Origin of the sequence: Streptomyces sp. NPDC020983 (genome assembly GCF_044333485.1) — a bacterium.
Taxonomy (GTDB): Bacteria; Actinomycetota; Actinomycetes; order Streptomycetales; family Streptomycetaceae; genus Actinacidiphila.
Map to the genome: position 1 here is coordinate 405,632 of NZ_JBIRRA010000008.1, position 12,353 is coordinate 417,984.

A 12,353-nucleotide genomic window follows, 5' to 3' on the forward strand; every position below is an offset into this window, starting at 1 on the left:
CAGGGCCCGCCTACGGCCGGCGTGCGGCCCGTCACACCCACCGGACGGGAACCGTCCGCCCGCGGGCCGCGTCTTGGGCGGTGTGCAGCACGAAGGCTCCATATACCGGGTGCGCGCCGCCGGCCTCCTGCTGACGGCGGCCTACCTCTCGTTCACCGGGTGGCTGCTGCTGCGACCTCACTACGTGGCATGGGTGCCGTCCCCGAACCTGCGCCCGTTCGGCACCATCCGCGACGACCTCCGGCTCCCGCCCGTCACCGCCGCCCGCCACCTGCTCGCCGGGCTCGGCCTGCTCGCCCCGCTCGGCTTCCTTCTCCCGATGGCCGGCGGCCGCCTCCGGACCTCGGCCGTCGCGTCGTTCCTGCGCACGGTCTTCGCGGGTCTGATGATCTCGCTGTCCGTCGAGTTCACCCAGACCATGGTCCCGGGCCAGCTCTTCGACGTCGACGCGCTGATCCTCAACACCGCGGGCGTGGCCCTGGCCCACCTGCTCGTCGTCCCCACCACCCGCCGCCACCTCCGCCGCCGCCGGACGGCCTCCCCGCCACCGCCCCCGCCGGGCGCCCCGGCCTCGCTGGCCCCTACCGGGGTGGGGGCTCCGTAACCCCCTCCCACGTGTGGGACCCCGGGTGCGCGGCGAAGTACCCGCAGGCCTCTCCGCGGGCGAGCGGCCGGGGCAGTCCGCCCGCAGCCAGTACGTGCCGGGCGGCTCGCCGTCCGCCCAGCGCGTCCAGAGCGCGCCACCCGGAGGGGCGGGGAAGTCGTCGTAGACGACGGCGAAGTGCTCGCCGCGCGGGTGGGCCCCGAGCGCGCAGACCAGCTCGTCACAGACCCGCCGCCGGTCGGCGGCGGGGTGGTCCGCGAGCAGCGCCGCGCGCAGACCGGGCGGCAGGAGCACGGCGGCTTCACAGAGCACCGTGCTCTCGGCGCCCGCGGCGTTCCCGGCGCCCGCGGCGCCCGCAGTGTTCCCGGCGCTCTCGGCGGTCACCGCGCCACCTCGCCCCACACGGACTTGCCCGCGGCCCCGAGGACGACCCCCCACCGCTCGCCGGTGCACGCGCCCACGAGCAGCAGCCCGCGCCCCCGTACGTCCTCCCCGCCGGCCGGGTCCGGCACCTGCGGCAGCCGCCCGCCGTCCGCGTCCAGCACCTCGATCCGCACGCCGTCCGTGCCGGGCAGCCGCCGGAAGCAGGTGCCGACCGTGCGGTCGGGGCTGTCCGCGTGCTGGACGGCGTTGGCCAGCAGCTCCGAGAGCACGAGGACGCAGTCGTCCGCGAGGTCCGCCAGCTCCCAGCGGCCCAGCGTCTCCCGCAGCATCCGCCGCGCCTGCCCGACACAGGCGGGCGTCTGCGCCCACCGGTGGACCACCGTGTCCCCGGCCCCGGGCGGGGTTTTTCCCGGCGAGGCCGGGGATGTCATCTCGTACATGGCTGGACCCTCTTCTCCCTGCGCGCGGTCCGGCGAGGCGCGCGGCCGGAACGGCCTTTTCTGCCGGAGGTCGCCGCAGATCAGGCATTTCCGGGCGTGTCCGCGCCTCTCCGTAGCAGAATCGCTACCGAGGCGTTCAGACTGACCGATCGTCAGGAACGCGTTCAACTGATCGATCGAGCAAGGAAAGTTGGCGAGGCCCCCTGTGAATCGCAAGGAATTGGAGCCGGGAAAATCGCCCCGAGCGTCGTTCGGCGTGCATCTGCGCACGTCACGGGAGCAGCGGGGCTGGACGCAAGATGAGCTGGCCGCCGAGATGGGGTATGCGGGGTCCCACGTCTCCGCCGTGGAAACTGCGCGCAAACCTCCAACCTTGCGCTTCTCGCAGAGTTCGGACCGCGCCCTGGGCACGGGCGACAAGTTCGAACGCTTGTGGCGGGAATTGCGCAACGGTGCACTGCTGGAGGGATTCCCGGAATACGTGGGGTACGAGGGGCGCGCGGTCGAGATCCGGCTCTACGAGATCGGCATCGTCCCGGGGCTGCTGCAGACGCCCGCCTACGCGCGCGTGCTGGCCGACAGCGCCGTCCGGCGCGGGGCGATCACCCAGCAGTACGCCGAGGAGCGACTGGCTTTCCTCGCGGAGCGGCAGGAGGCGCTGGCGCGCCACCGCCCGCCGACGGTGCTCGTGGTGATGGACGAGAGCTGCGTCCGGCGGCTCGTCGGGGGCCCGGAGGTCATGGCCGAGCAGCTCGACCAGCTGGTGGCGTGCGCCGCAAAGCCGTCCACCGTGCTCCAGGTGATCCCGTTCGAGTCGGGCGAGCGCCGCCCGTTCGACCTGCCCGTTTACCTACTGACGATGCCCGACCGTTCGATGCTCGCCTACGCCGAGTCCCAGACCCGGGGGCACCTGGACCGTGAAACACCGTCAGTCCTGCCCATGCTGGGGGCCTACCATCAGCTACAGGCCGAGGCGCTGTCCCAGGCGGACACGGTGGCCATGATCCAGGAGATACGAAAGGGCATCTCGTGACGACGACGAACGACTCCCCCCGCTGGTTCACGTCCTCGTACAGCAACAACGGCGGCGCTTGCGTCGAGGTCGCGGTGAACGTCCCCGGCACGGTCCCCGTCCGGGACTCGAAGGACAGGTCCGGCCCCGCTCTCGCCTTCACGCCCGCCGCGTGGGCTGATTTCGTAGCGGCCGTGCGGAGTGGGGACATCCCCGGCGTGTGAGTCTCCCCGAGGGCCCCGCGGTCACGTCGACATCGCGGGGTCTTTCAGTGTGGCCGGCGACGCGGAACACTCGTCCATGGAACGGCACTTCGTGCATGCGACGAAAGGACCCTCCGTGATGAGTCCGGCTCCCCGCTGGTTCACGTCCTCGTACAGCGAGAACGGCGGCGCTTGCGTCGAGGTCGCGGTGAACGTCCCCGGCACCGTCCCCGTCCGGGACTCGAAGGACAGGTCCGGCCCCGCTCTCGCGTTCACGCCCGCCGCGTGGGCGGATTTCGTGGCGGCCGTGCGGAGCGGGGACATCCCCGGCGTGTGAGTCAGCCCGAAGGCCCGTGGCCGGACCGGCCTCGCGGGTCTTTCGGTGCGCCCTCAGCGGGCGAACGCGGCCCGCCGGGGCTGCCGGCGTGTTGCTCGGGAGGGAGGGGCGGCAGTCCCGGCGGGCCTGTGGGGTCAGCAGGCGTTCGTGTTGTAGGCGGCTGTCACCCACTTACCGGTCCTCTTGTTGAGGAACGACCAGGCGCCCCCGTCGAAGGGGCGGGTGACCTCCAGAGCGGATTCGACCGGGACGTGGGAGGGCCTGTACCCGACCCAGTACCTCCCGCCGGAAGTGTTCTCGGTCCAGTGCCAGTTGGAGCCGAACGCGATCCCGGCCTCCGTGAAGGTGGCCTTGCCCGCGGAGCCGTCCGCGGACAGCCCCCTGTCCCCCTGCCACTGGGCCGTGGCGGTCTTCGTCGCCGGGCCGAACGAGCCGTCGATCCCGCTCTTGGAGAGGTATCCGTCCAGGTAGAGGATGTTCTGCCAGAAGCAGGTGACGCTCGACACCGTGTTGGTGCTCATGTTGACGGCGCCCTCGTCGTTGAGGTCGTCGGCCGGGGTGTCGGATCCGCTGATGTAGGCGTTGCCGTTGTAGCTGTTGCTCGCGGCGGCGGGCGTGGCCGTCGCGGCGGCGACACCGAGCGCGACGGCGGTGGCCGCCAGCGGCACGGCGATGCGCCGGAGCGTACGGCTCCGGAGCGCGGATGAACTCATGGAATTCCCTCCCGAATGCGGGGCAAGCTTGCGGCGATCACGTGATCACCAGGGAGGACCGTAGACGCCGGGCAGTGCCCTTGTGAAGATCGTGCGGGCTCTCGAAGCCCGCCGCTTTCCGTGCGCTCCGCCGGTCGGCCGCCGTCACGTCCGACGGTCGGCCGCGGTCGCCCGTGGTTGCTGCTCCGTGACGGCTGCCCAGTCGTCCTCCCCGCGGCCGTCGGCGACGGCCTGGTCGAAGACGGCCCGCAGCAGTTCGCCGGTGGGGAGGGGGATGCCGTGGTCGGCTGCCGCGTCGAGCGCGAGGTGGAGGTCCTTGCGGCCCAGGAGGGTGGTGAAGCCGGCCGGCTGGTAGCGCCGTTCGGCGATCATCGAGCCGTAGCCGGTGTGGACGGTTCCCGGGAAGAGTGTTGAGGTGAGCAGTTCGACGAGCTGCCCCGGGTCGACGCCGGCGCCTTCCGCGACACTGACGGCCTCACCCAGCGACTGGATCGCGCAGGCGATCAGGTAGTTCCCGAGGATCTTCACGACGTTGGCCTGCTCCGGGCGCTCGCCGAGCCGCCAGGTCCGCGAGCCGATCACGTCGAAGAAGGGCAGCACCCGGTCGACCGGCCCGTGCGCACCCGCCGCGAGGATGTTGAGGGCCCCGGCCTCGGCGACCGGAACACGGCCGAAGACCGGCGCGGCGACGTAGGCGACACCGTGCCCGGTGTGCACCGCCTCGGCCCGGCGGGCCAGACCGGCGCTCACCGTCGCGAGGTTGACGTGAACGGCCCCGCCGCGGGCGTGGGTGAGGACGCCGGAGTCGAGGAACGTCTCGGCGAAGGCCCTGTCGTCGGACAGGACCGAGAAGACCACCGGCGCGCGCACGGCCTCCGCGACCGAAGCGGCCCGGCGGGCGCCCGCGGCGACGAGTTCGTCCGCAGGCCCGTCGGAGCGGTTCCACACCACGACGTCGTGGCCCGCCCGCACGAGATTGCGTGCGATGGGCCGCCCCATCGCTCCCAGCCCGATGACCGCGATGTCGCCCACGTGGGAACCCCTCTCCATGAACCGTCCGAGACGGTTCATCGTGTCATGGGGCTATGCTCTTGTCGAACCGGCTGAGACGGTTCACCCGAGAGTGCCGCGCGCGGAGGAGGCCGGGAATGACGACCGAGGACGTACGTCGTGTGTTCCGCATGGACAACGAGGTCCTGGCCTTCCGCTTCACCGCCACCGTCAGCGACCGGGCCGGCGCGGCCCCCCGGGAGCGGCTGACCGGCCCCGCCCTGCTGGGGATGTGGCTGCGGGCCGCCGGGCTCGGGGTCACGGACGTGTCACCGCGCGACCTGGACGACGCCGTCGCGCTGCGCGAGGCGATCCACCGGGCCGGCTCGGCTGTCGCGGCGGGCCGGCGGCCCGAGCCGCGGGATGTCCGCACCCTCAACGCGGCAGCGGCCGCCGGGCACGCGAAGGCCGTGCTCGAACACGGCCGCGCGGCCTGGCGCCTGACGGCGGCGGCGCCCGTCGCCGACGCCCTGGGCGTCCTGGCGACGGACGCCGTCCACGTCCTCGGCGGCCCCGACCGCGGCCGCGTCAAGAATTGCGAGGGCCCCGGGTGCGCGGGGCTCTTCCTCGACACCAGCCGCGCCGCCAACCGCCGCTGGTGCTCCATGAACACGTGCGGCAACAGGGTCAAGAAGTCGCGGCTCGGCGGGAGCTGACCCGACCGTCCGACGGGGTTCCGGGCCCGCCGGGATCCCCGGCGGGCGCGGCCCTCGGAGGTCGCGGTCAGTAGTACTGCGAGCTGGGGATGTACGGGAAGCAGTAGTTGTGGCCCCCGTAGTAGGTGTCCTGCTTCAGCAGCAGGGTGCCGGTCGACGGGCCGACGATGCCATCCGGGGTGAGGTAGCTGTACCCGTACGGGAACAGGGTCACAGCGTTCTCGGTCTCCGCGTTCCAGACCCCGTTCTCGCCGATGTCGCGCGTAACGTAGCCGTAGACGTCCCTCTGCACCTTCGCCCAGGCGTTGTAGAGGTGCTGGACGCACCACACCGCGTTGGCGTTGTTCGCGTACCCGTCGCCTATGTACCCGGCGGTCGTGCTGGCCTGCGCGGTGCCGAGGTTCGCCCCGGCGAGCAGCGCCGCCGAGGCGGCGACGACACCGGCCTTCGCCGCGAGACGTTTGAGCATCGGTGTTTCCCCCTGTTCGGCGGACGTCGGCCCGGCGGGCGGTGACCGCCGGGACCGAGAGGCCCGCCGTCAGCCGGGCGGTGACCGCCGGGCCCGCCCCTCGCCGTCAGCCGGGCGGCGTGTGTACCCGTCCGGCAGCGCTCAGCGCCGCGAGGCGGACCGCGGCGGCACGCCGTGCACGCGGGAGTCCCCGACGTCGAACACCATGTGCGGACATGTCGTGCACGAGCGGTGATCGCGCATGCCCGGGCGAACTGCGGGCAGGCCGCCTTCGTAGAGCATGCGGTGGGAGCGGGTGGCCGGTGACCGGCCCCGGCCCCGCCGCCGGCAACGGCAAGGACGGTCGGTATGAGCGAGACATCCACACAACCGCACGAGGCGGCGGGCGCGCCACCGGACAAGCCGGCGCTGCGGCGGGACCTGGGGCGGGTCAGCCTGCTCTTCGCCTGCGTCGGGTCGATCATCGGCTCCGGGTGGCTGTTCGGGGCGCTGAACGCGGCCCGCGAGGCGGGTCCGGCCTCGGTGTTCTCGTGGGGCCTCGCGGCTGTGATGATCCTGCTCATCGGCCTGTGCTTCGCCGAGCTGGGCACCATGTTCCCGCTCTCCGGCGGCGTGGTGCGCTTCCCGCACCTGTCCTTCGGGTCCTTCGCGAGTTACACGATGGGCTGGATCACCTGGATCGCGGCGGCCACCGTGGCGCCCATCGAGGTCGAGGGGGCCTTGCAGTACGCCACGAAATGGGCGGATTTCACCGAATCCCACCCGAGTACCGGCACCCACACCCTGACCGGGCTCGGGTACGCGGTCGCCGTTGTGGCCATGGCTTTCTTCGTGACGCTGAACTACTTCGGGATCCGCTGGTTCGCCCGGGTCAACAACGTCCTGGTGTGGTGGAAGCTCGGCATCATCCTGCTGGTGATCGCGGCGTTCCTGGCCACCTCCTTCCACGGGCACAACTTCGACGCCGCGGAGTACGGCGGCTTCGCGCCCGGCGGCGGCAAGGGCGTCTTCACCGCCATCTCCACCGCCGGGATCACCTTCTCCTTCCTCGGCTTCCGGCAGGCGATCGAACTGGCCGGTGAGACGGACAACCCGAAGCGCAACGTCCCCTTCGCGGTGATCGGCTCGGTGGCCGTCACCGCGGTGATCTACATACTGCTGGAGGTCGCCTTCCTCGCCGCCGTCCCCGGGCACGACCTCGCCGCCTCGCACGGCTGGCTCAGCCTCCAGTTCACCGACGACTTCGGGCCGCTCGCCGCGATCTCCAGCGCCATCGGCCTGGGCTGGCTGGCCTACCTGCTGTACGTGGACGCGGTGATCTCGCCCGCCGACACCGGCCTGATCTACACCACCGTCACGGCGCGGATCTCCTACGCCATGGGCCGCAACCGCAACGCGCCCGAGGCCCTGGCCCGCACCACCCCGCGCGGGGCGCCGCTCATCAGCCTGGTCGTGACGTTCGTGATCGGCCTCATCGTCTTCCTGCCCTTCCCCAGCTGGCAGCAGCTCGTCGGCTTCATCACCTCCGCGACCGTGCTGTCCTTCGGATCGGGCCCCCTGGTGCTGGCCGCGATGCGCCGGCAGCTGCCGGACCACCCGCGGGTCTTCCGGGTCCCCGGCGGCGACGTCATCCCCTTCCTCGGCCTGTACTCCTCGAACCTGATCGTCTACTGGGCCGGCTGGAACACCAACTGGAAGCTCTTCGCCACCATCGGCATCGGCTTCGTGCTGCTGGCCGTCTTCGAAGTCACCGGCGGCGACCGCGCGCCGAAGCTCGACGTGCGGGCGGGAGCGACCTGGCTGCTGCCGTGGCTCGGCGGCCTGGCGCTCGCCAGCTGGGCGGGCGACTACGACGGCGGCCGCGGCTGGATCGGCCTGGGCTGGGGCTTCGTGGCCAACCTGGCCCTCGCCGCGATCGTCTACCTCCTCGCCCTGCGCGTCCGCCTTCCGGCGGCCCGCGTGCAGGAGTACATCAGTGAGGCCGAGGCGGAGTCCCGCACCGAGGAGGAGGAACTGGGCAGGACCCCCTGAGCGGCCGCGTCCCGCCGCCCGGCCACCGCGCCGGGGGGCGGTCCGGGGGGTGGACCGGGGGGCTGTCCCCAGCGAAAGGGGAGGTGGGGGGTGCCTAGGCTCGGGGTGTCCGGTCGCCACGGCTCGATTCCCCGGAGGAACTCATGGCACGCCCGCAGCAACGCATCCTCACCGGCGCGGTGCTCGCCGCGCTCGCCCTCGGCGGGGTGGCCGCTTGTGACGGTGTGCGGTCGAAGACGGCGAAGGACGACACCACGGTGACGGAGAAGGTCACCGCCGTCCGGCTCGACGACAGCGACGGCTTCGTGCGGGTGGAGGGTTCGGCGGGGGCCACCGCGGTGTCGGTGCACCGGGAGGTGCACTACCGCGGGGACAGGCCGGGGGCGAGCTCGCACGTGGAGGGGGGCGTGCTGTGGCTGTCGGGCTGCGGCCACAACTGCGGGGCCGACTACGTCGTCACCGTGCCCGCCGGGCTGCCCGTCGCGGGCGGCACGTCCAACGGCGCGATCACGCTCAGGGGCGTCGGCACCGCGGACGTCCACACCAGCAACGGGAAGATCACCGTCTCCGGCGCCGCCGGCGCGGTGAAGGCCCGTACCTCCAACGGCTCCGTCCAGGTCACGGGCACCAGGGGCGGCGTCGACGCGGAGTCGTCCAACGGGTCGATCACCGTGGCGACGCCGGTCCCGCAGGACGTCCGCGCCCGCACCTCCAACGCGAGCATCACCGTCACGGCGGCGCCCGGCGCCTACCGGGTGTCGGCGAAGACGTCGAACGCCGCGAAGAAGGTCGGGGTCGCCGACGACCCGGCGGGCGCCCACCGCCTGGACCTGTCGACGTCCAACGGCTCGCTGACGCTGCGGCAGGGGTAGCCGCGGTCCCGCCGCGCCCCCTGGCCACCGGATTTGTGGCGCGGATCACGGGCGGAGCTGTCACAGCCGCCGGATGCCCGGTGTCTGGTTCCGTGAAAGGGCCGGACGAACGGGAGTGGACATGAAGATCGCAGTCGCCGGTGGCACCGGGCAGGCGGGGCGGTACGCGGTGGAGGCGCTGCGCGCCCGCGGGCACGACGTCGTGGTGATGTCGCGGGGCGCCGGCGTGGACCTGGTCACCGGGGCCGGGCTGGACGCGGCGCTGGCCGGCGCCGAGGCCCTCGTGGACGCCAGCAACGTCACGAGCGCCCGCAGGAAGACCGTCGCGGCCTTCTTCGACGCCGCCGGGCGCCACCTCGCCGACGCCGCGGCGCGGGCGGGCGTACGGCACCTGGTGGCGCTGTCGATCGTGGGCATCGACCGGGTGAAGAACCCGTACTACGCGGGCAAGCTGCACCAGGAGGAGATCGTGCGGCGCGGTGCGGTGCCGTGGACGATCCTGCGGGCCACGCAGTTCCACGAGTTCGCCGGGCAGACGCTCGCCCAGCTGCCCGGCCCCCTCGCGCTCATGCCGAAGGCACCCGTCCAGCCGGTCGCCGCCCGCGACGTCGGCGAGGCGCTCGCCGACCTGGTGACCGGGGAGCCGCAGGGGATGGCCCCCGAGCTCGCCGGGCCGCAGGTCGAGTCGCTGGTGGACATGGCCAGGCGGCTCATGGCCGCGGGCGGCGCCCGCAAGCGCCCCGTGCTGCCCGTGCACATGCCGGGCGGGATGAGCAGCGGGGGCCTGCTGCCGACGGGTCCCGGCCCGCGTGGCACCCTGTCGTTCGCCGCGTGGCTGGCGGAGCACCACCCCGCGACGCCCGCGTGACCCCCGCCCCCGCACACCCCGAGGCACCGATGAGCGACCACAAGGACGACCCGGTCACCGCGGTGTTCGTCGAGCACCGCGGCCTGATGTTCACCCTCGCCTACGAGATGCTCGGCTCGGTGGCCGACACCGAGGACGTGCTCCAGGAGACATGGCTGCGGTGGTCCGGCACCGACATCGCGCAGGTGCGCGACCCGCGCGCCTACCTGATGCGGATCGCCACCCGGCAGGCCCTCAACCGCCTGCGCGCGCTCAAGCGGCGCAGGGAGACGTACGTCGGGCCGTGGCTGCCCGAGCCGCTGCTCACGGCACCCGACGTCGCCGAGGACGCCGAACTGGCCGAAAGCCTGTCGACGGCGCTGCTGTGCGTGCTGGAGACCCTGCAGCCGACCGAGCGCGCCGTCTTCGTGCTGCGCGAGGTCTTCGACGCCGGCTACGACGAGATCGCCGCCGCCGTCGGCAAGAGCCCGGCCGCCGTACGGCAGATCGCGCACCGGGCCCGGGAGCACGTGCGGGCGCGCCGCCCGCGCACGACGGTCACGACGGCCGAGAACCGCGGAATCCTGGAATCCTTCCGCAGCGCGCTCGAAAGCGGCGACCTGCGCGGGCTGTTCGACGTGCTCGCGCCCGACGTCGTGCTCTTCGCCGACGGCGGCGGCCTGAAGAGCACGGCGCTGCGGCCGATTCTCGGTGCCGAACGCGTGCTGCGCTACATCGCCGGCGGGGCGGGCAGGGCCGAGGCGCGGCTCACGTTCGAGGCGGCGGCCGTCAACGCCAACCCGGCGATCGTGGTGCGCCTGGGCGGTGCGATCGACAGCGTCGTGACCTACCGGCTGGACGGCGACCGGATCACCGGCCTGTACTTCGTCCGCAACCCGGAGAAACTGCGCCGGATCGAGACCGAGACCCCGCTCACCCGCCGCTGAGCGGACCGGCGCCCGCCTCCCGGGCGCCGCCTCAGGCGGCCTGCGGGGCCGTCACCGCGCCGGGTGCGAGGATGCGGGCCAGGGCCTCGGTGAAGTCGCAGGGGGTGCAGCCCAGTTCGAGCTGGCGGGCGACGATCGCGCGCTCCGTGCGGTAGAGGTGCCAGCCCCTGCGCAGCAGGAAGGGGACGGACTTGCGGCCCTCGCGGATGTCGCGGACGAAGCGGCGCCGGGCCGTCGTGGAGGGCCGGCCGCGCAGGCAGACCGCGTCGGCGGGCAGGCCGAGTTCGCGTACCCGGCCGACGATCTCGGCGGCGAAGATGCCCTCGGCGACGAAGACGGGCGAGCCGCCGAGATCGAGCCGGGTGACGCCGGTCGCCGAACTCGTGGCGATGTCGTAGACGGGGGTGTCGGCGACGCCCCGCGTGCACAGGGAGGCGATCGCGGCCACCGCCGCGTCGGCGTTCCAGGACGCGGGCGCGTCCCAGTCCCCGGCACCACCGGGGAGCCGGGGCAGCGTCGGGTCGTCCTCGTCCTTGTAGAAGTGGTCGAGCCCGAGCACGGGCACCCCGGAACGCGCGGCGAGCGTGCTCTTGCCCGAGCCCGAAGGCCCGGCCAGCAGGATCACGCGGGCGGGAAGTGAACTCACGGGAGACCATTCTCCGGCATCCCCGTGCGTACGCTCCCGCCCGGTCCCACAACTACGGTCCGCGTCCACCCGGCGACACCGCAGGTGGACGGCCCGCCGCAGTCCTGTCCACAGGCGTCCCGCTACCATCCGCACCCGATCGGCTACGCTGGGCAGCGAACGTCGTACGTTTCCGAGCAAGGCCCAGGTGTCCCGATGCCCTCACTGCGAACCGCTCTCGCCCTCACCATGACCGCCGCCGCCGCGGTCCTCGCCCCGGCCGCGGCAGCGGTCGCCTCCGCCCCGGCCCCCGCCGCCGCGCCCGACGCCGCCTCCGCGCTGGACGCCCTCCCGGCGTCGGCGGTGACCAGCGCGCTGGGCCCGGCCGTCGCCCCCGTCCGCAACCTCACCCTCGACCCGCTGTCCAACACCGGCGTCGACCCCCTGGACAACGGCCTCGGCTCGCAGGTCGCCGACTTCCGGCCGGTGTCGACGACCACGCTCACCGGCCCCGTCACCCGCGGCGGCTCCCTCGGCACGCTTCCGGTGGTCGGCGAGGTGACGGGGCTGCTGCCGCACTAGGGCGTGCCTGGCACGCCCCAGGGCCCGTCCGGCCCTCCCGCGGTCAGGTCCGGCCCGCCTCCACGCCGAAGCCCAGCGTGCGCATGACCTCCTGCACGTTGGTGTACGACCGGTCGGCCGGCAGGCCGTCCACCAGGGTGATGTAGCCGTCCGGCGCCTGGTGCCGCCGCAGCGCCGTCAGCAGCTCGCCCCGGTCGGCGGGGAAGGCACTCGGTTCCAGGTGCCGGGCGAGCGCGCTGCGGACCTCGACGTCGGTCGGGGTCATCCCGGGCGGCGCGCTGGACTCCGGGCCGCCGGGACGCCACTCCGCCACGGACCGGTCCCCGCCCGCGGGCTCCGGCTCGTACGCCTCCTCCGGCCGCAGCGCGAGGTTCGCCTTCAGCTCGCCCTGGCTCTCGCGCTTGAGCTCGTCGTCCCGGGCGGGACCGGTCCGGTTGCTCCCCTGGTCGGCCATACTGACGCGCCTCCTGCTGCTGAGTCGTGCGTTTCACGCCGCCCGCCCGTGGAGCGCAATGAGCGGGGCCGTGGCGGCCGCCGTCCTTCAGGCGCGGCCGCCCCGTGGCGTCACCCTGCGGCTTGCC

At 73.2% G+C, this 12,353-nt stretch carries 16 protein-coding genes; 10 read left to right on the forward strand and 6 right to left on the reverse strand.

Annotated features, from left to right (window positions below; translation table 11 throughout):
- Nucleotides 1-82: 82 nt before the first annotated feature.
- Complete coding sequence (locus tag ACH4SE_RS20905; protein WP_398544884.1) at nucleotides 83-604, forward strand: VanZ family protein; 522 nt, start codon at nucleotides 83-85, stop codon at nucleotides 602-604.
- A gap of 380 nt (nucleotides 605-984) precedes the next feature.
- Here ACH4SE_RS20905 and ACH4SE_RS20910 read toward each other — a convergent pair whose 3' ends face one another.
- Complete coding sequence (locus tag ACH4SE_RS20910; RefSeq protein ID WP_398544885.1) at nucleotides 985-1,428, reverse strand: ATP-binding protein; 444 nt, start codon at nucleotides 1,426-1,428, stop codon at nucleotides 985-987.
- 205 nt (nucleotides 1,429-1,633) lie between these two features.
- Here ACH4SE_RS20910 and ACH4SE_RS20915 point away from each other — a divergent pair, with 205 nt between their 5' ends.
- The 3 genes from ACH4SE_RS20915 (at nucleotide 1,634) to ACH4SE_RS20925 (ending at nucleotide 2,980) form a co-directional block, all read left to right on the forward strand.
- A complete protein-coding gene (locus tag ACH4SE_RS20915) occupies nucleotides 1,634-2,461 on the forward strand; it encodes a Scr1 family TA system antitoxin-like transcriptional regulator (RefSeq protein ID WP_398544886.1) in 828 nt (275 codons plus the stop codon).
- Entirely contained in the window at nucleotides 2,458-2,664 is a 207-nt protein-coding gene (locus ACH4SE_RS20920; RefSeq protein WP_398544887.1) for a DUF397 domain-containing protein, read from the forward strand. Before ACH4SE_RS20915 ends, ACH4SE_RS20920 begins: the two co-directional genes overlap by 4 nt.
- 118 nt (nucleotides 2,665-2,782) lie before the next feature.
- Entirely contained in the window at nucleotides 2,783-2,980 is a 198-nt protein-coding gene (locus ACH4SE_RS20925; RefSeq protein ID WP_398544888.1) for a DUF397 domain-containing protein, read from the forward strand.
- Between the two features lie 134 nt (nucleotides 2,981-3,114).
- Here ACH4SE_RS20925 and ACH4SE_RS20930 read toward each other — a convergent pair whose 3' ends face one another.
- Nucleotides 3,115-3,693, reverse strand: a complete 579-nt coding sequence (locus tag ACH4SE_RS20930) for a peptidoglycan-binding protein (protein ID WP_398544889.1) — start codon at nucleotides 3,691-3,693, stop codon at nucleotides 3,115-3,117.
- A gap of 144 nt (nucleotides 3,694-3,837) precedes the next feature.
- Entirely contained in the window at nucleotides 3,838-4,725 is an 888-nt protein-coding gene (locus ACH4SE_RS20935; protein WP_398544890.1) for an NAD(P)-dependent oxidoreductase, read from the reverse strand.
- 116 nt (nucleotides 4,726-4,841) lie between these two features.
- Between ACH4SE_RS20935 and ACH4SE_RS20940 the strand changes: the two genes are divergently transcribed.
- Nucleotides 4,842-5,399, forward strand: a complete 558-nt coding sequence (locus ACH4SE_RS20940) for a CGNR zinc finger domain-containing protein (RefSeq protein WP_398544891.1) — start codon at nucleotides 4,842-4,844, stop codon at nucleotides 5,397-5,399.
- Between the two features lie 67 nt (nucleotides 5,400-5,466).
- Here ACH4SE_RS20940 and ACH4SE_RS20945 read toward each other — a convergent pair whose 3' ends face one another.
- Nucleotides 5,467-5,868 carry a hypothetical protein gene (locus ACH4SE_RS20945; RefSeq protein WP_398544892.1) on the reverse strand — a complete coding sequence of 134 codons (402 nt, stop codon included), beginning with the start codon at nucleotides 5,866-5,868 and terminating at the stop codon, nucleotides 5,467-5,469.
- 348 nt (nucleotides 5,869-6,216) lie between these two features.
- Between ACH4SE_RS20945 and ACH4SE_RS20950 the strand changes: the two genes are divergently transcribed.
- From ACH4SE_RS20950 to ACH4SE_RS20965, 4 genes are all read left to right on the forward strand, one after another.
- The gene (locus tag ACH4SE_RS20950) at nucleotides 6,217-7,899 is read left to right on the forward strand and encodes an APC family permease (protein ID WP_398544893.1); all 1,683 of its coding nucleotides are present in this window, start codon (nucleotides 6,217-6,219) and stop codon (nucleotides 7,897-7,899) included.
- 143 nt (nucleotides 7,900-8,042) lie between these two features.
- Nucleotides 8,043-8,771, forward strand: coding sequence for a DUF4097 family beta strand repeat-containing protein (locus ACH4SE_RS20955; protein ID WP_398544894.1), 729 nt, complete (start codon nucleotides 8,043-8,045; stop codon nucleotides 8,769-8,771).
- A 121-nt stretch (nucleotides 8,772-8,892) separates the two neighbouring features.
- Nucleotides 8,893-9,639 carry an SDR family oxidoreductase gene (locus ACH4SE_RS20960; protein WP_398544895.1) on the forward strand — a complete coding sequence of 249 codons (747 nt, stop codon included), beginning with the start codon at nucleotides 8,893-8,895 and terminating at the stop codon, nucleotides 9,637-9,639.
- A gap of 29 nt (nucleotides 9,640-9,668) precedes the next feature.
- Complete coding sequence (locus ACH4SE_RS20965; RefSeq protein ID WP_398544896.1) at nucleotides 9,669-10,565, forward strand: RNA polymerase sigma-70 factor; 897 nt, start codon at nucleotides 9,669-9,671, stop codon at nucleotides 10,563-10,565.
- A gap of 31 nt (nucleotides 10,566-10,596) precedes the next feature.
- Here the strand turns inward: ACH4SE_RS20965 and ACH4SE_RS20970 are convergent, their stop codons facing one another.
- On the reverse strand, nucleotides 10,597-11,211 hold the full coding sequence (locus ACH4SE_RS20970; protein ID WP_398544897.1) for a uridine kinase: 615 nt from the start codon (nucleotides 11,209-11,211) through the stop codon (nucleotides 10,597-10,599).
- A 195-nt stretch (nucleotides 11,212-11,406) separates the two neighbouring features.
- On the opposite strand from ACH4SE_RS20970, the gene ACH4SE_RS20975 reads away from it, so the two are divergent.
- Nucleotides 11,407-11,772, forward strand: a complete 366-nt coding sequence (locus ACH4SE_RS20975) for a hypothetical protein (RefSeq protein ID WP_398544898.1) — start codon at nucleotides 11,407-11,409, stop codon at nucleotides 11,770-11,772.
- A gap of 43 nt (nucleotides 11,773-11,815) precedes the next feature.
- Here the strand turns inward: ACH4SE_RS20975 and ACH4SE_RS20980 are convergent, their stop codons facing one another.
- Nucleotides 11,816-12,226 (reverse strand): DUF2795 domain-containing protein, encoded by a 411-nt coding sequence (locus ACH4SE_RS20980; RefSeq protein ID WP_398544899.1) that lies wholly within the window; start codon nucleotides 12,224-12,226, stop codon nucleotides 11,816-11,818.
- Nucleotides 12,227-12,353: the final 127 nt, after the last annotated feature.

What these genes read in the sequence shown, in the direction of transcription:
- ACH4SE_RS20975 (WP_398544898.1), top strand. Translation starts at nt 11,407, where the DNA reads ATGCCCTCACTGCGAACCGCTCTCGCCCTCACCATGACCGCCGCCGCC.
- ACH4SE_RS20960 (WP_398544895.1), top strand. Translation starts at nt 8,893, where the DNA reads ATGAAGATCGCAGTCGCCGGTGGCACCGGGCAGGCGGGGCGGTACGCG.
- ACH4SE_RS20965 (WP_398544896.1), top strand. Translation starts at nt 9,669, where the DNA reads ATGAGCGACCACAAGGACGACCCGGTCACCGCGGTGTTCGTCGAGCAC.
- ACH4SE_RS20955 (WP_398544894.1), top strand. Translation starts at nt 8,043, where the DNA reads ATGGCACGCCCGCAGCAACGCATCCTCACCGGCGCGGTGCTCGCCGCG.
- ACH4SE_RS20950 (WP_398544893.1), top strand. Translation starts at nt 6,217, where the DNA reads ATGAGCGAGACATCCACACAACCGCACGAGGCGGCGGGCGCGCCACCG.
- ACH4SE_RS20980 (WP_398544899.1), bottom strand. Translation starts at nt 12,226, where the DNA reads ATGGCCGACCAGGGGAGCAACCGGACCGGTCCCGCCCGGGACGACGAG.
- ACH4SE_RS20940 (WP_398544891.1), top strand. Translation starts at nt 4,842, where the DNA reads ATGACGACCGAGGACGTACGTCGTGTGTTCCGCATGGACAACGAGGTC.
- ACH4SE_RS20910 (WP_398544885.1), bottom strand. Translation starts at nt 1,428, where the DNA reads ATGTACGAGATGACATCCCCGGCCTCGCCGGGAAAAACCCCGCCCGGG.
- ACH4SE_RS20930 (WP_398544889.1), bottom strand. Translation starts at nt 3,693, where the DNA reads ATGAGTTCATCCGCGCTCCGGAGCCGTACGCTCCGGCGCATCGCCGTG.
- ACH4SE_RS20945 (WP_398544892.1), bottom strand. Translation starts at nt 5,868, where the DNA reads ATGCTCAAACGTCTCGCGGCGAAGGCCGGTGTCGTCGCCGCCTCGGCG.
- ACH4SE_RS20925 (WP_398544888.1), top strand. Translation starts at nt 2,783, where the DNA reads ATGAGTCCGGCTCCCCGCTGGTTCACGTCCTCGTACAGCGAGAACGGC.